Raw genomic sequence first — 14,716 nt, forward strand, 5'->3', positions numbered from 1 at the left:
TGCACCCTCACAGTCCGTGCTCGCTCAGCCAGAGGTTGAGCGCCGCCAGTTGCCAGAGCTTGGAACCCCGCAAAGGGGTGATGCGGTCGGCTGGATTGGTCAGCAGGCGATCGATCTCGGCGGTCTCGAACAGGCCACGGTCCTGGCTCGGGTCCAGCAGCAGCTCACGCACCCAGGTCAAGGTGTTGCCTTCCAGGTGCTTGAGGCCCGGCACCGGGAAATAGCCCTTGGGCCGGTCGATCACCTCATGGGGGATGACCTTGCGCGCCGCCGCTTTCAGCACCTGCTTGCCACCGTCGCCCAGTTTGAATTCGGCGGGGATGCGCGCCGAGAGTTCGGCCAGGCGATAGTCGAGGAAGGGCACCCGGGCTTCCAGGCCCCAGGCCATGGTCATGTTGTCGACCCGCTTGACCGGGTCGTCCACCAGCATCACGGTGCTATCCAGGCGCAGGGCCTTGTCGACCCCGGCGCTGGCACCCGGTTGGGCGAAGTGCTGGCGGACGAAGGCCTCGGCAGCATCTTCCTCCAGGCGCACGCCGGCCTGCACGGTGGCGGCATACTGGGCGTAATCCCGGTCGAAAAAGGCGGCGCGGTAGGCCGCGAAGGGATCGGCCGCGCCATGCACCTGGGGATACCAGTGGTAGCCGGCGAACAGCTCGTCGGCACCCTGGCCGCTCTGCACCACCTTGCAGTGCTGGGAGACCTCGCGCGACAGCAAATAGAAGGCGATGCAGTCATGGCTCACCATGGGCTCGCTCATGGCGGAAAAGGCCCGCGGCAACTGCTGGATGATCTCGTCTTCGGCGATGCGCAACTGCTGGTGGCGGGTGCCGTAGTGGTTGGCGATCAGGTCGGAATACTGGAATTCGTCGCCGCGCTCGCCGCCGGCATCCTCGAAGCCGATGGAGAAGGTCAGCAGGTCCTTGACCCCCGAGTCGTGCAGCAGCCCGACCAGCAGGCTGGAATCCACGCCGCCCGACAGCAGCACGCCCACCTCACGCGCGGCGCGCTGGCGGATCGCCACTGCATCTTTCAGGCCGTGCAGGACGCGCTCAGCCCAGTCGTCCAGGGTGAAGCGGCGTTCGTCTTCGTGGGGGCCATAGTCCAGGGTCCACCAGGTCTCCTGGTGCTGCTTGCCGGAGGCGTCCACGCTCATCCAGGTCGCTGGGGGCAGTTTCTGTACGCCCTGCAGGATGGTCCGGGGCGCCGGGACCACGGCGTGGAAGTTCAGGTAATGGTTGAGGGCGACTGGGTCGATGCGGGTATCGATGTCCCCGGCTTCCAGCAGGGCGGGCAGGCTGGAGGCGAATCTCAGGCGCTTGTCGGTGAAGGACAAGTAGAGCGGCTTGATGCCCAGGCGATCGCGGGCGATGAACAGGCGGCCGCTGTCACGCTCCCAGATGGCGAAGGCGAACATGCCATTGAGCTTGGGCAGCATGTCCTTGCCCCAGGCATGGTAGGCCTTGAGCAGGATCTCGGTGTCGCCGCCCGAATGGAAGCGGTAGCCCTTGGCCTCCAGCTCGGTGCGCAGTTCCGGATAGTTGTAGATGGCGCCGTTGAACACCATGGAGAGACCCAGCTCCGGCTCGATCATGGGTTGGCCCGAAGCCTCCGCCAGATCCATGATCTTCAGCCGCCGATGGCCCAGGGCGACCGGCCCCTGGCTGTGGAAGCCCCAGGCATCGGGGCCACGCTGTTCCAGGCGGTGGGTGATGCGCTCCACCGCACTAATGGATGCGGGTTGTCTATCGAAACGAAGCTCGCCGGCGATGCCGCACATGGTTGGGTGCCTCTTGAATCCTTGGGATGCGGCGCGGGGAGTTCAGTCCTGAACCCGGCGTGCGCATCCAATGCGTGTGGACTTCCCGGAGTCCTTGAGAAGCCAATGCAGGGCGCTTTGCGTACGGGTAGGGCGCGGAGGAGGGCAGCTCGTCTGCCGGAGCTCATCGGCCTGGCCGCACGCATCGATCGGCTACGGGTCTCATGAAACATGGAGATGCCGCCAATCAGGGCCTCAGGTTACGAGCCCCAAGCGCGGCGGATGGTTCCATGGCGAGGCCCAGAGCTGTCGCTGACGTCACAGCCAGGGCTGCAAGAGCCTTGCTTATATGTTATAATGTATCTTTATCGAGCGCGCCGATGGACATTTCGTCATAGGTGCCCAGAGCAGGAGACGCAACATGAAACCCGGTATCCACCCGAACTACCGACCGGTGCTGTTCCATGACACCACCTCGGACACCTACTTTCTGATCCGCTCCACTGCCGAGAGCGACCGTACCCAGGAATACGAAGGGCAGGTTTACCCCTACATCAGCCTCGACGTGTCCAGCGCCTCGCACCCCATCTACACCGGCGAGCAGCGCCAAATGAAGGTGGAAGGTCGCGTGTCAAGCTTCAACAAGAAGTTCGCCGGCTTCCCGGGCGGCAACAGCAAGTAAGCCCCCCGAGAGCAGCGCGCCGGCTCAGCGCGCGCTGCTGACCCCTTCGAGGGTGGCGAACGAGGTGTCCTTGGCGGTCAGCAGGAAGTCCTGCATGAAGGGCGCCTCGAGCATGTCTTCGCGGATGGCCGCATAAAGCGTGGCATAGAGCCCTTTTTCACCCAGCCTGCGCGCGGTGACATAGCCGCGCGAGCTGTATTCGTGGATCGCCCAGTTGGGCAGGCAACAAACGCCGCGGCCCGACGCCACCAGCTGCAGCATCATCACCGTCATCTCCGCCGTGCGTATCGACAGTGGCTCGACATCGGCCGGGTCGAGGAAGCGGGTGAAGATATCCAGGCGATCACGCTCCACCGGATAGGTGATCTGGGTTTCCGCGGCCAGGTCCTGGGGCACGATGAAAGGACGTTGTGCCAACGGATGCTGGTTGGCCACGGCCAACAGGGCTTCATAGGTGAACAAAGGCACATAGGTGACCCCCGAGAGCTCCACCGGATCGGCCGTCACCACCAGGTCCAGATCACCACGGGCCAGCGCCGGCAGCGGCGCGAAGGAGAAGCCGGACGCCAGGTCCAACTCCACCTCCGGCCAGGAATCGCGAAATTGATCGATGGTGGGCATCAGCCACTGGAAACAGCTGTGGCATTCGATGGCCATGTGCAGCCGGCCGGCTGTTCCGCCCACCAGCCGCGCCAGATCCCGCTCGGCACTGCGCAGATGCGGCAGCACCGCATCCGCGGTTTGCAACAGGCGCAGGCCGGCGCTGGTGAAGCGAATGGGTTTGGTCTTGCGGATGAACAGCGGAGTACCCAGGCGTTCTTCCAGCTCCTTGAACTGATGGGAGAGGGCGGACTGGGTCAGATGCAGGCGTTCCGCGGCTTCCACCAAGCTGGAGGATTCGCGGAGGGCATGCAGGGTCTTGAGATGGCGGAGTTCGAACATGGAGCGGACACTGGCAAGAAAAGTCCATCATGAACGTATTTCATAGAGCTGCCTACGCCCAGGCCTATCTGAAGGGGCTGGCTACGGTAAACCCCAACCACACGTCGAGCGCCTTTCTCTAGCAAGAAGGTAGCCCTGGGCACGTTAGGTACCCAGGGCTTGGTAGGCTCAGGCTGCGTTGCTGCCTTTCGCAGCCTGGGTTTCGGCTTGGGCCAGAACGTTTTCCAGGGCGATCCGCTCGGCCTCGCTGAACACCAGGCCCAGCTTGGTCCGCCGCCAGATAATGTCATCGACGCTGGTCGCCCATTCCTGGCGCTGCAGATAGTCCACTTCACGCTCATGCAGGTCCGCACCTATCAGCGCTCCCAGCTCTTCTACGGAGCGGGCTTCGCCCAGCAGCTTCCACACGCGGCTGCCATAGGTGGTGGCCCAGCGCTGGGCCAAAGCCGGGGTCAGGCCGCTGACCTTCTCCAGCAGTTCCCGGGTCAGCGCCTGTGGGGTACTCATGTCTTCGCCGCCGGGTAGCGGTGCGGCAGCGGTCCAGCTACCCCCGAGTGTGGGGAAGTAGGGCTGCAGCTGCGCCATCGCCGACTCGGCCAGCTTGCGATAGGTGGTCAGCTTGCCGCCGAACACCGACAGCAGCGGCGCTCCCTGTTCCTCGGCCAGCGACAGGGTGTAGTCGCGAGTGATGGCCGAAGGATTGTCCGATTCGTCGTCGCACAGCGGACGCACACCGGAAAAACTGTGCAGCACATCGTCTCGGCTGAGCTGCTTGCGGAAATGGACGTTGGCCACGCCAAGGACGTAGTCCATTTCCTGCTCGGTGATGCTCACCTTGGCCGGATCGCCCTGATATTCGCGATCCGTGGTGCCAATAATGGTGTAGCGCCCCAGATAGGGGATGGCGAAGACGATGCGGCGGTCTTCGTTCTGCATGATGTAGGCCTGCTCGCCTTCGTACAGCTTGGGCACGATGACATGGCTGCCCTGGATCAGGCGAATGCCATAGGGCGATTTCTGCTGCAGATCCTGGCGGATGAAGCTGGCCACCCAGGGGCCGGCGGCATTGACCAGCGCCTTGGCGCGAATCTGCCGACGACCCTGCGGGCCTTCGAGTTCGACTTCCCACTGACCTTCTACCCGGCGGGCGCTCAGGCAGCGGGTACGGGTGACGATCTCGGCACCTTTTTCCCGGGCCTGCATGGCATTGAGTACCACCAGGCGGGCATCGTCCACCCAGCAATCCGAATACTCGAACCCTTTCTTGATCTCGGCCTTCAGCGGGCCATGGGCATCGAACTTCAGGCTGCGCGAGCCCGGCAGCTTTTCACGCTTGCCCAGGTGGTCATAAAGGAAGAGACCGGCACGGATCATCCAGGCAGGACGCAGATGCGGACGGTGCGGCAGCACGAAACGCATCGGCTTGACGATATGAGGTGCCTTGGCCAGGAGCACTTCGCGCTCGGCGAGGGCTTCGCGCACCAGGCGAAACTCATGATGCTCCAGATAGCGCAGGCCACCGTGGATCAGCTTGCTGCTGGCGGACGAGGTATGGCTGGCCAGATCGTCGCGTTCGCAAAGGAACACCGACAGCCCCCGGCCCGCGGCGTCGGCTGCGATGCCTACGCCGTTGATGCCACCGCCGATGACGGCGAGATCGTAGGTAAAAGAGGTTGCGGTAGGTGCCTGGGCCATGGTGCCTCCTTTGAAACGAACATAATTATTCGGTTTCGAACATGATAGCCCAGTAAAAATCCAGCTTCCAGCAGGGCTCCCCTTTTGAGACCGCCAAAACGAACAAAAACGAATATTTACGAAGGTTGCCCGACGAGTGGTCGGTACCCAGGAGTCAGCGTGGCCGGGCAATCTCCACCTTGACCTGCCATTCCTTGAGGCAGCGGGCAAAGGCGGGCGAGGGGTCGCGCTCGGTGAACAGCTGATCGATCTGTTCGAGGCTGCCCAGGCGAATCATGGCGTTGCGACCGAACTTGCTCGAATCGGCGGCGAGGAACACCTGGCGGGCGTTATGGATGATGGCCTGGGAGACGCAGACTTCCTGATAGTCGAAGTCCAGCAGGGTGCCGTCCTCGTCGATGCCGCTGATGCCGACCAGGGCATAGTCGACCTTGAACTGCTTGATGAAGTCAGCGGTGGCCTGGCCAACCACGCCGCCGTCGCTGCGCACCTTGCCGCTGGCGATCAGGACATCGAAATCGTCCTTGGCACTGAGGATGTTCGCCACGTGCAGGTTGTTGGTGATCACCTTGAGACTGCGGTGCCCGAGCAGTGCATGGGCGATGGCCTCGGTGGTGGTGCCTATGTTGATGAACAAGGAGGCGTGATCCGGTACCGCGGCGGCGACGGCTTCGGCGATCAGGCGCTTTTCCTCGCGCATCTGGCCGGCTCTCATGCTGTATTCGGTGTTCTCCACGCTGGAGTCGTGGGCGGCACCGCCATGGTAGCGGCGCAGCAGTCCGGCTTCGGCGAGCTGATTGATGTCGCGGCGGATCGTCTGGGGGGTAACGGAGAAGTGTTGGGCCAGTTCTTCGATACTGACGTAGCCACGCTCACGGACCAATTCGAGAATCTGCTGTTGGCGAGGCGCCAGGCTCATTGCGGCTTCCTTGGATGTTCGACTAAACCCGCAGAGGATGCCGTAGGTGATCGAGACTGAAAAGCGCTTGTCGCGCAAAGCAAGACCGGCGTCGGGGAGACGCCGGTCTTGGCTAGGGCTTGGCTGAGCAACCACCCAGCCAGAGCGGGGGCGTTTCAGGCCGGGCCTGGGTCAATCGAGCGCCCAGCCGCGGGTCCGCTCCACTGCCTTCTTCCAACCTTTGTACAGCGCATCACGCTTGGCGTTGTCGCAAGCCGGTTCGAAGACGCGCTCGATGGTGCTCTTGCTGCGCAACTCGTCCAGGCTGCTCCAGAAGCCGGTGGCGAGGCCTGCCAGGTAGGCCGCACCCAGGGCGGTGGTCTCCTTCATTTCCGGCCGCTCGACGCGGGTGCCGAGCACGTCCGACTGGAATTGCATGAGGAAGTTGTTGGCGGTGGCGCCGCCGTCCACGCGCAGGGACTTCAAGGCTTCGCCGGCGTCCTGCTGCATGGCTTCCAGCACATCGCGGGTCTGGAAGGCGATGGATTCCAGGGTGGCGCGGATGATGTGGTCGACCTTGACGCCACGGGTCAGCCCGAACAGGGCGCCACGGGCATAGGGGTCCCAGTAGGGCGCGCCCAGGCCGGTGAAGGCCGGCACCAGGTAGACGCCATTGCTGTCGGCAACCTTGGTGGCGAAATACTCGGAGTCCAGGGAGTCATTGATCACCTTGAGCTCGTCGCGCAGCCACTGCACGGTGGAGCCGCCATTGAAGATGGCGCCTTCCAGGGCGTAGTTGACCTCGCCGCGAGGACCGCAGGCGATGGTGGTCAGCAGACCATGCTGCGATTGCACGGCCTTCTCGCCGGTATTCATCAACAGGAAGCAGCCGGTGCCGTAGGTGTTCTTGGCCAGGCCCGGTTCCACGCACATCTGGCCGAACAGCGCCGCCTGCTGGTCGCCGGCGATACCGGCGATGGGGATGCCGGTGGTCTGGCCGCTGCCCAGGTGCGCCTGGCCATAGACCTCGGAAGAAGACTTCACTTCCGGCAGCATCTCGCGGGGAATGTCCAGTACCTCGAGCAGGGTGGCATCCCACTCGCGCTTGTGGATATCGAACAGCAGGGTGCGCGAGGCGTTGGTGTAGTCGGTCACATGGGCCTGGCCCTGGGTCATCTTCCAGATCAGCCAGGTGTCCACGGTGCCGAACAGCAACTCACCGCGACGGGCACGTTCCCGGCTGCCTTCGACGTGGTCGAGAATCCACTTGATCTTGGTGCCCGAGAAGTAGGGATCGATCACCAGGCCGGTGGTCTTGCGGATGTGGTCTTCCATGCCGTCGCGCTTGAGCTGGTCGCAGATCGCGGTGCTCTGGCGGCTTTGCCAGACGATGGCGTTGTAGATCGGGCGGCCGGTGGTCTTGTCCCAGACGATGGCGGTTTCCCGCTGGTTGGTGATGCCGATGGCGGCCACCTGTTCGTTGGTGATGCTGGCCTGGGCCAGCGCCTCGACGAAAACGGCGCTCTGGGTGGCCCAGATTTCCATCGGATCATGTTCCACCCAGCCCGCTTGGGGGTAGATCTGCGCGAATTCACGCTGGGCGATGGTCACCACGTTGGCATTGCGGTCGAGCACGATGGCGCGGGAACTGGTGGTGCCCTGGTCGAGTGCGACGATGTACTGCTTGTTCTGGTCGGTCATGGTCGTATTCCTTATTGTGATTCGCGGCGATCAGGACGCTTTGGAAACGGGAGTCACTTCGCTACGGGCGCTTTCCTCGGTTTTGGCCGGCACGTCGCAGGCCCCCGAACCCAGGCCGGGCAGGTGGCGGCAGATCAATGCTTTATAACCGGCGGCGCCCAGGCAGGCCCCGACGATGGGTGCGAAGATCGGTACCAGGAAGTAGGGGATCTCCCGACCGCCGGTGAAGGCGATCTGGCCCCAGCCGGCGAAGAAGGTCATCAGCTTTGGCCCGAAATCCCGGGCAGGGTTCATGGCGAAGCCGGTCAGCGGGCCCATGGAGCCGCCGATCACGGCGATCAGCAGGCCGATCAGCAGGGGAGCCAAGGGGCCACGGGGCAGGCCGTTGCCGTCGTCGGTGAGCGCCATGATCATGGCTAGCAGGATGGCGGTGATGACGGCTTCGACCAGGAAGGCCTGACCGATGGACAGTGCGGGATTGGCGTAGGTGGAGAAGACGCCGGCCAGCTCCAGGCTCGCCTGACTGCCGCGGACGATATGGTGAGTCTGTTCGTAATCGAAAAAGAGACTGCTGTAGAGGCCGTAGACCAGTGCTGCGCCGCAGAAGGCGCCAGCCACCTGGGCCAGGATGTAGGCGGGTACCTTGCGTCTTTCGAAGCCGCCGAACAGCCAGAGGGCGATGGTAACGGCCGGGCTCAGATGGGCGCCCGAGACCCCGGCCGACAGGTACACGGCCATGCTCACACCGACGCCCCAGATGATGCTGATTTCCCACAAGCCAAGCGTGGCGCCGCCGACCTTCGCCGCCGCGACGCAACCGGTACCGAAGAAGATGAGCAGGGCGGTGCCGAGGAACTCGGCGATACATTGACCGCGTAACGTTGGAGCGAGAGGAGTACTCATGGGGAGCCTCGAGGTTGTTGTATTTATAGGTGGCCGTTGAGCCATTTGTTCGCAACCGAAAATCTAATTTCAAATATGAAAACTGTCAAAGGCTCTGAGCGCAAAAACAGTGATGACGTTCGACGATTCATTGCCAAGGCGACACTGCCTGCTACCTTGGTCAGGAAGATCCGCGAGACGATGCATACGTTGCCCGGTCTGATGTTGGACACGGCGTTGCCAAGGCGGTCGACGTTCGTTGGTTTCTCTCCCAGCTCAGGTAGCGCGCATGCCCTTTGAATTCCACCAGGTCGACTCCTTCACCGATCAACCTTTCCGCGGTAACCCAGCGGCTGTCTATTGCCTGGAAAGCTGGCCTGCCGACGAGCTGCTGCAGCGCATCGCCACCGAACACAATCTCTCGGAAACCGCCTTCGTGGTACGCGAGGCCGATACTTGGCGCATTCGCTGGTTCACACCTCGGGTGGAGGTCCCCCTCTGCGGTCATGCGACCCTGGCGGCGGCCCATGTGCTGTTCGAGATCCAAGGTGAACCCGGTGATCGCCTGGAATTCATCAGTCAGGCGGGCAGCTTGCGGGTGTTTCGCGAGCCGGAAGGGCTGCTGGCGCTGGATTTCCCGGCGCTGGTGCCGACGGAGCTGGGGGTGACGCCGGAACTGGAACGGGCGCTGCGGCTGTCGCCAGTGGACGCCCTGGCGGCGGACAAGCTGCTGGTGCTGCTGGAGTCGGAGCAGGCAGTGCGCGACTGCAAGCCGGACCTGGCCGCCATTGCGCGTTTGCCCTGGCAAGGCGTCATCGTGACCGCACGGGGCCGGGAGGTCGATTTCGTCTCACGCTTCTTCGCGCCCGGCGTAGGCATCGATGAAGACCCCGTCACTGGCTCGGCGCACTGCAGCCTGATTCCCTACTGGTCGCGCCGCCTGGCCAAGCGGATGCTCACCGCCCAGCAGCTGTCCGCCCGTGGTGGCCAGCTCTGGTGTCGTCTGGACGGGGATCGCGTGAGTATCGCGGGGAGGGCGGTGACGGTCTTCAGCGGACGTCTGCTGCTTTGACCGCTTGGCCGGGCGTCTTGAGCGCCCGGCCAGGGCCGCTCATCAGGCGTGTAGCGGTGGCTTGATGAGGAATTCGAGCAGTGCCTTCTGCGCGTGCAGCCGGTTCTCGGCTTCGTCCCAGACCACGGCGCGGGGATCGTCCAGCAGCGTGTGGCTGATCTCCTCGCCGCGATGGGCCGGCAGGCAGTGCATGAACAGGACGTCCGGAGCTGCGCCGTCGAGCAATTCGGCAGTGACCTGATAGGGCTTGAAGGCCGCCAGGCGCAGGCGGGTTTCCTCTTCCTGGCCCATGGAGGTCCAGACGTCGGTACTGACCAGGTGCGCCTGGGCCACCGCCTCGCGCGGATCCCTAACCAACTGAACGCGATCACCCGCCCGCTCCAGGAAGCGCTGATTGGGCTCGTAGCCTTCGGGGCAGGCGATGCGCAGGTTGAAGTCCAGCTGTTCGGCCGCTTCGATATAGCTGTTGCACATGTTGTTGCCATCGCCGATCCAGGCCACGGTCTTGCCCTGGATGTCGCCGCGATGCTCGAAGAAGGTCTGCATGTCAGCCAGCAGCTGGCAGGGATGCAGATCGTCGGACAACCCATTGATCACCGGCACCTTGGAGTTGGCGGCGAAGGTGGTGAGCATTTCGTGGGCGAAGGTGCGGATCATCACCCCGTCCAGCATGCTCGCCATGACCCGGGCGCTGTCCGGCACCGGCTCACCACGGCCCAACTGGGTATCGCGGGACGAGAGAAAGATGGCCTGGCCGCCGAGTTGGATCATGCCGGCCTCGAAAGAGAGGCGGGTGCGGGTGGAGGCTTTTTCGAAGATCATCCCCAGCACGCGATTGCGCAGGGGTTCGTGCAGCAGGCCCTGATTACGCAAGGCCTTGAGTTCGATGCCGCGTTTGATGAGTTGCCGAAGTTCCGCAGGGGAACAATCCATGAAAGAAAGAAAGTGCCGAGCCGTCATTTCGCTACCCTAGCGTCCCATCCCGGTAACGGCCGCCCATCAGGGGCGCGGCGAACCTGAGACCATGCCGTTTCGAACGGCGGAAAGACCAAAGGCGAAATGGTATAAGTTCATGTCGCATTTTACCACCATCGCAGGCGTGGCCTTTACCGCGAGGCCTCACCTGCGATGAGCGTACGGTGCTCTAGCACCCCAGCGGGCGCTAAATGGAGATCACAGCAGTTCGGCCGGTACATTGCCGCCATTGTCGGCAAGCTTTTGCAGGACGGCCTTGTGCAGCCACATGTTCATCTGGGCGGAGTCGTTCAGCTTGTCCTCGGGGCAGTGCAGCTCCTTGGCCAGTTCCTGGCGAGCGGCCAGGCTGCTGTCCAGGTCGAGCAACTTGAGCAAGTCGACGATGGAGGTCTTCCAATTGAGCTGTTCACCCTTCTGGGCGGCTAGGGCATCCAGTTTGGCGGTAACGTCCACTTGGCTAATGGGCGCCACGCCGGCGGCCGGAGCGCTACTGCCAGCCGGTGCGGTGTTATCGGTAGCGCTGGTGCTAGGCGCGGCGGCGGTATTGTCCGCCTGGGCCTCACCGATGCCGAGCTTGGATAGAATCTTGCTGAACAGGCTCATGGAGTTCTCCTGGGTCTGGGGAAAAGAGGCACCAAGCGGCGCCTGCCCTTAACCTGACCACAGGTATGACGCCAAAGTTTGCTGATCGATGATCACTCCCTTGCCGCGAACGGCCTGACGGGCGTGTGGTCGATTGGCAGACTCATGGCGCGTCGGCTCTGGCCCGCCAGCATGGAAATTCCGGCGTGTGACTGGCCTTTCCGTTACAATCGTCCCACCGTATTAGCGAGGTGCATCGTGGACATCATCGATACCATCAAAGACCAGATTGCCAACAATCCCGTGCTGCTCTACATGAAGGGCTCGCCGAACGCACCCCAGTGCGGTTTTTCGTCCCGTGCCGCTCAGGTGCTGATGGCCTGTGGCGAGAAATTCGCCTACGTCGATATCCTGCAGAATCCGGAAATCCGCGCCAATCTGCCCAAGTACGCCAACTGGCCGACCTTCCCCCAGCTGTGGGTCGGTGGCGAACTGGTTGGCGGCAGCGACATCCTGGCCGAGCTGTACGAGAAGGGCGAGCTGCAGACCCTGATCAAGCAAGCCGTGGAAACCAAGGACGCCTGAGTCCTTGGCCCATGAAAAAGCCCGCACTAGGCGGGCTTTTTCATGGGCGCGATTCGATCAATCGTCGTCGTCGTGCATCTGCGACTGAATGTAGTTCTCGATGCCGACGCTGGCGATCAGGGTCAGCTGAGTTTCCAGCCAGTCGATGTGCTCTTCTTCGGACTCGAGAATGTCCTTGAGCATATCGCGGCTGACGTAGTCGCGGACCGTCTCGCAGTAGGTGATGGCTTCGCGCAGGTCGGCCACGGCGCTGATCTCCAGGCGCAGGTCGCACTGGATCATTTCCTGGGTGTTCTCACCAATCATCAGCTTGCCCAGATCCTGCAGGTTGGGCAGACCTTCCAGGAACAGGATGCGCTCGATCAGGCGATCGGCGTGCTTCATCTCGTCGATGGATTCCTTGTACTCGTGGTGGCCCAGCTTGCGGATGCCCCAGTCGTTGTACATGCGCGAGTGCAGGAAGTACTGGTTGATGGCCACCAGTTCGTTGCCGAGGATCTTGTTCAAATGCTGGATGACGGTGATATCGCCTTTCATGGCCTGACCTGCGAATGGGGTGGGATTGCCGGCAGTCTGAGCGCCGAAAAGCCCTTTGTCAAAAGCTTAAGTCGTTGAAAAATCGACGAAAATCGAACGGTAATCGAAAGCTTTTCCATCCTTCGCGTAAGCTTTTGATTAGCCAATAAAAAAGCCGGACCCAGGGTCCGGCTCTTCGAAAAAGATTTTGCTTAGACGCGCGGTACGTCCAGGGCATAGGCGAGTTGCTGGGCACCGTGCAATTCACCAAGCGTCTCCTTGACCACCTGCTTGGCGAGGCAGGCACACTTGCCGCACTGGGTGGCGCAACCGGTGCTTTCCCGAACTTCCCGATAACTGCAGCAGCCGTCATAGATTGCTTCGCGGATCTGCTTGTCGGTCACGCCACGGCAAAGACACACGTACATGGATCGCCTGCTGTATGAGTGGAGGTGCCGCCAAAGCTAATGACAATGAGAATGATTGTCAAAGTTGTAGGCGGCAAAATCTCATTAAAGGTGACCTGGGCGACGAACGGTCGATCAGCTGGAGCGGCTAACAACGGGTAGCGAGAGGCGCCAGGTGACTCACTCACCACGCTGGAAGCGAGCCAGGCGCATGCGGGCATAGGAAGCGTCCGAGCACTGCACGTCCTCACCTGGTGGACGCGCAGCGGTCTTGTCGATCACTCTCAGTCGAGATCGACCCAGCCACCCATTTCCCGCCAGCGATTGACGATGCCGCAGAACAGCTCGGCGGTCTTCTCGGTGTCGTAGCGGGCCGAGTGGGCTTCACGATTGTCGAACTCGATCCCGGCGGCCTGACAGGCCTTGGCCAGTACCGTCTGGCCATAGGCCAGGCCGGCGAGGGTGGCGGTATCGAAGCTGGAGAAGGGGTGGAAGGGATTGCGCTTCAGGCCACAGCGCAGCACCGCGGCATTGAGGAAGCCCAGGTCGAAGCTGCTGTTATGGCCGACCAGGATGGCTCTCTTGCAGCCGCTGGATTTGAGCGACTTGCGCACGCCCTTGAAGATCTCGCTGAGGGCGTGTTCTTCGCTGACCGCCATGCGCAACGGATGGTCGAGCTTGATGCCGGTGAATTCCAGGGCCGCCGGCTCGATGTTGGCTCCGGCAAAGGGCTCGACGCGGAAGAAGTAGGTGTGATCCGGGTAGAGCACCCCTTCATCGTCCATGGCCACGGTGGTGGCGGCGATTTCCAGCAGGGCGTCGGTGGCGGCGTTGAAGCCACCGGTCTCCACGTCCACCACCACCGGTAGGTAGCCACGAAAACGTCGCGCCATGGGGATGCGCGAGTCGGACATCGGCTGGCTGGCGTCCAGCTCGTCGCTGAAGGTCTCGTCCATGCTCATGCGCCTACCTCCAGGCGCCAGCGCAGGGTTTCGCCAGCGCGCAGCGGCACTACGTCATGGTCGCCGAAGGGCAGGGAGGCAGGCGCCTGCCAGTCTTCGCGTACCAGGGTGACGGTCTCGGTGTTGCGCGGTAGGCCGTAGAAATCCGGACCGAAGTGGCTGGCGAAGCCTTCCAGGCGATCCAGGGCGTTGCGGCTCTCGAAGGCCTCGGCGTAGAGCTCCAGCGCGCCGTAGGCGGTGTAGCAGCCGGCGCAGCCGCAGGCCGCTTCCTTGGCGTGGCGGGCGTGGGGCGCCGAGTCGGTACCGAGGAAGAACTTGGGATTGCCACTGGTGGCGGCGTCCAGCAGAGCGCTCTGGTGGGTGTTGCGCTTGAGGATCGGCAGGCAATAGAAGTGCGGCCGGATACCGCCCACCAGCATGTGGTTGCGGTTGTAGAGCAGGTGATGGGCGGTGATGGTGGCGCCGACATTGGCCGGGGCTTCGCGGACGAATGCAGCGGCGTCACCGGTGGTGATGTGTTCGAACACCACCTTCAGCGTCGGGAAGCGCTGGACGATACGCACCAGGTGCTCGTCGATGAATTTCTTCTCGCGGTCGAAGACGTCCACCTCGGCATGGGTGACCTCGCCGTGCACCAGAAGCGGCAGGCCGACCTCGGCCATGGCTTCGAGGGTGGGGAAGAGGTTGTCCAGCGAGGTGACGCCGGAGTCGGAGTTGGTGGTGGCGCCGGCCGGATAGAGCTTGGCGGCATGCACGAAGCCGCTGGCCTTGGCGGTGCGAACATCTTCCGGGCTGGTACGGTCGGTGAGGTAGAGCACCATCAGGGGTTCGAAGTGGCTGCCGGCTGGACGGGCGGCAAGGATGCGCTCGCGATAGGCGGCGGCCTGCTCGGCGTTGCGCACCGGCGGCACCAGGTTGGGCATGACGATGGCGCGACCGAATTCGCGGGCGGCGTCGGCGACGGTCTGTTGCAGGGCGGCGCCGTCGCGCAGGTGAATGTGCCAGTCATCGGGACGGGCAAGGGTGATCCGGTCGGTCATACAGGATTCCAGGCAGCG

The 14,716-nt window shown here is 63.0% G+C and carries 15 protein-coding genes; 3 read left to right on the forward strand and 12 right to left on the reverse strand.

Annotated features, from left to right (window positions below):
- Positions 1-7: 7 nt before the first annotated feature.
- Entirely contained in the window at positions 8-1,780 is a 1,773-nt protein-coding gene (locus FAZ11_RS07105) for an N-acetylglutaminylglutamine amidotransferase (RefSeq protein WP_058767271.1), read from the reverse strand.
- A 400-nt stretch (positions 1,781-2,180) separates the two neighbouring features.
- On the opposite strand from FAZ11_RS07105, the gene FAZ11_RS07110 reads away from it, so the two are divergent.
- On the forward strand, positions 2,181-2,441 hold the full coding sequence (locus tag FAZ11_RS07110) for a type B 50S ribosomal protein L31 (protein ID WP_058760987.1): 261 nt from the start codon (positions 2,181-2,183) through the stop codon (positions 2,439-2,441).
- A gap of 24 nt (positions 2,442-2,465) precedes the next feature.
- Here the strand turns inward: FAZ11_RS07110 and metR are convergent, their stop codons facing one another.
- The 5 genes from metR to FAZ11_RS07135 form a co-directional block, all read right to left on the reverse strand.
- Positions 2,466-3,383: a transcriptional regulator MetR gene (gene metR / locus FAZ11_RS07115; protein WP_058773514.1), complete on the reverse strand. Its 918-nt coding sequence runs from the start codon at positions 3,381-3,383 to the stop codon at positions 2,466-2,468.
- A gap of 168 nt (positions 3,384-3,551) precedes the next feature.
- On the reverse strand, positions 3,552-5,078 hold the full coding sequence (gene glpD / locus FAZ11_RS07120) for a glycerol-3-phosphate dehydrogenase (RefSeq protein ID WP_137279500.1): 1,527 nt from the start codon (positions 5,076-5,078) through the stop codon (positions 3,552-3,554).
- A gap of 154 nt (positions 5,079-5,232) precedes the next feature.
- Positions 5,233-5,997 (reverse strand): DeoR/GlpR family DNA-binding transcription regulator, encoded by a 765-nt coding sequence (locus FAZ11_RS07125; RefSeq protein ID WP_058773512.1) that lies wholly within the window; start codon positions 5,995-5,997, stop codon positions 5,233-5,235.
- A 171-nt stretch (positions 5,998-6,168) separates the two neighbouring features.
- A complete protein-coding gene (gene glpK / locus FAZ11_RS07130) occupies positions 6,169-7,677 on the reverse strand; it encodes a glycerol kinase GlpK (protein ID WP_058773511.1) in 1,509 nt (502 codons plus the stop codon).
- A gap of 30 nt (positions 7,678-7,707) precedes the next feature.
- Positions 7,708-8,580, reverse strand: coding sequence for an MIP/aquaporin family protein (locus FAZ11_RS07135; RefSeq protein ID WP_058773510.1), 873 nt, complete (start codon positions 8,578-8,580; stop codon positions 7,708-7,710).
- 268 nt (positions 8,581-8,848) lie between these two features.
- Between FAZ11_RS07135 and FAZ11_RS07140 the strand changes: the two genes are divergently transcribed.
- Positions 8,849-9,631, forward strand: a complete 783-nt coding sequence (locus tag FAZ11_RS07140) for a PhzF family phenazine biosynthesis protein (RefSeq protein WP_058773509.1) — start codon at positions 8,849-8,851, stop codon at positions 9,629-9,631.
- Between the two features lie 42 nt (positions 9,632-9,673).
- Here FAZ11_RS07140 and argF read toward each other — a convergent pair whose 3' ends face one another.
- Complete coding sequence (gene argF, locus FAZ11_RS07145) at positions 9,674-10,591, reverse strand: ornithine carbamoyltransferase (RefSeq protein WP_058773508.1); 918 nt, start codon at positions 10,589-10,591, stop codon at positions 9,674-9,676.
- Between the two features lie 213 nt (positions 10,592-10,804).
- Positions 10,805-11,209 carry a DUF3597 domain-containing protein gene (locus FAZ11_RS07150; RefSeq protein ID WP_058760979.1) on the reverse strand — a complete coding sequence of 135 codons (405 nt, stop codon included), beginning with the start codon at positions 11,207-11,209 and terminating at the stop codon, positions 10,805-10,807.
- Between the two features lie 237 nt (positions 11,210-11,446).
- Between FAZ11_RS07150 and grxD the strand changes: the two genes are divergently transcribed.
- On the forward strand, positions 11,447-11,773 hold the full coding sequence (gene grxD, locus FAZ11_RS07155) for a Grx4 family monothiol glutaredoxin (RefSeq protein WP_007162748.1): 327 nt from the start codon (positions 11,447-11,449) through the stop codon (positions 11,771-11,773).
- Between the two features lie 57 nt (positions 11,774-11,830).
- Here grxD and bfr read toward each other — a convergent pair whose 3' ends face one another.
- The 4 genes from bfr to pyrC all read right to left on the reverse strand — a co-directional run bounded on the left by bfr (position 11,831) and on the right by pyrC (position 14,698).
- Complete coding sequence (gene bfr, locus FAZ11_RS07160) at positions 11,831-12,310, reverse strand: bacterioferritin (protein ID WP_058760978.1); 480 nt, start codon at positions 12,308-12,310, stop codon at positions 11,831-11,833.
- A gap of 191 nt (positions 12,311-12,501) precedes the next feature.
- Positions 12,502-12,717: a bacterioferritin-associated ferredoxin gene (locus tag FAZ11_RS07165; protein ID WP_058760977.1), complete on the reverse strand. Its 216-nt coding sequence runs from the start codon at positions 12,715-12,717 to the stop codon at positions 12,502-12,504.
- A gap of 263 nt (positions 12,718-12,980) precedes the next feature.
- On the reverse strand, positions 12,981-13,652 hold the full coding sequence (rnt, locus tag FAZ11_RS07170; protein WP_193557172.1) for a ribonuclease T: 672 nt from the start codon (positions 13,650-13,652) through the stop codon (positions 12,981-12,983).
- 2 nt (positions 13,653-13,654) lie between these two features.
- Positions 13,655-14,698 (reverse strand): dihydroorotase, encoded by a 1,044-nt coding sequence (gene pyrC, locus FAZ11_RS07175; RefSeq protein WP_058760975.1) that lies wholly within the window; start codon positions 14,696-14,698, stop codon positions 13,655-13,657.
- Positions 14,699-14,716 lie beyond the last annotated feature (18 nt).

The organism is Pseudomonas rhizoryzae, from assembly GCF_005250615.1.
In the GTDB taxonomy this organism is placed as follows: Bacteria; Pseudomonadota; Gammaproteobacteria; order Pseudomonadales; family Pseudomonadaceae; genus Chryseomonas; species Chryseomonas rhizoryzae.

Bases quoted from the DNA above. Each gene is read 5' to 3' on its own strand.
- FAZ11_RS07105 (WP_058767271.1), bottom strand. From the start codon at position 1,780: ATGTGCGGCATCGCCGGCGAGCTTCGTTTCGATAGACAACCCGCATCC.
- FAZ11_RS07110 (WP_058760987.1), top strand. From the start codon at position 2,181: ATGAAACCCGGTATCCACCCGAACTACCGACCGGTGCTGTTCCATGAC.
- metR (WP_058773514.1), bottom strand. From the start codon at position 3,383: ATGTTCGAACTCCGCCATCTCAAGACCCTGCATGCCCTCCGCGAATCC.
- glpD (WP_137279500.1), bottom strand. From the start codon at position 5,078: ATGGCCCAGGCACCTACCGCAACCTCTTTTACCTACGATCTCGCCGTC.
- FAZ11_RS07125 (WP_058773512.1), bottom strand. From the start codon at position 5,997: ATGAGCCTGGCGCCTCGCCAACAGCAGATTCTCGAATTGGTCCGTGAG.
- glpK (WP_058773511.1), bottom strand. From the start codon at position 7,677: ATGACCGACCAGAACAAGCAGTACATCGTCGCACTCGACCAGGGCACC.
- FAZ11_RS07135 (WP_058773510.1), bottom strand. From the start codon at position 8,580: ATGAGTACTCCTCTCGCTCCAACGTTACGCGGTCAATGTATCGCCGAG.
- FAZ11_RS07140 (WP_058773509.1), top strand. From the start codon at position 8,849: ATGCCCTTTGAATTCCACCAGGTCGACTCCTTCACCGATCAACCTTTC.
- argF (WP_058773508.1), bottom strand. From the start codon at position 10,591: ATGACGGCTCGGCACTTTCTTTCTTTCATGGATTGTTCCCCTGCGGAA.
- FAZ11_RS07150 (WP_058760979.1), bottom strand. From the start codon at position 11,209: ATGAGCCTGTTCAGCAAGATTCTATCCAAGCTCGGCATCGGTGAGGCC.
- bfr (WP_058760978.1), bottom strand. From the start codon at position 12,310: ATGAAAGGCGATATCACCGTCATCCAGCATTTGAACAAGATCCTCGGC.
- FAZ11_RS07165 (WP_058760977.1), bottom strand. From the start codon at position 12,717: ATGTACGTGTGTCTTTGCCGTGGCGTGACCGACAAGCAGATCCGCGAA.
- rnt (WP_193557172.1), bottom strand. From the start codon at position 13,652: ATGGACGAGACCTTCAGCGACGAGCTGGACGCCAGCCAGCCGATGTCC.
- pyrC (WP_058760975.1), bottom strand. From the start codon at position 14,698: ATGACCGACCGGATCACCCTTGCCCGTCCCGATGACTGGCACATTCAC.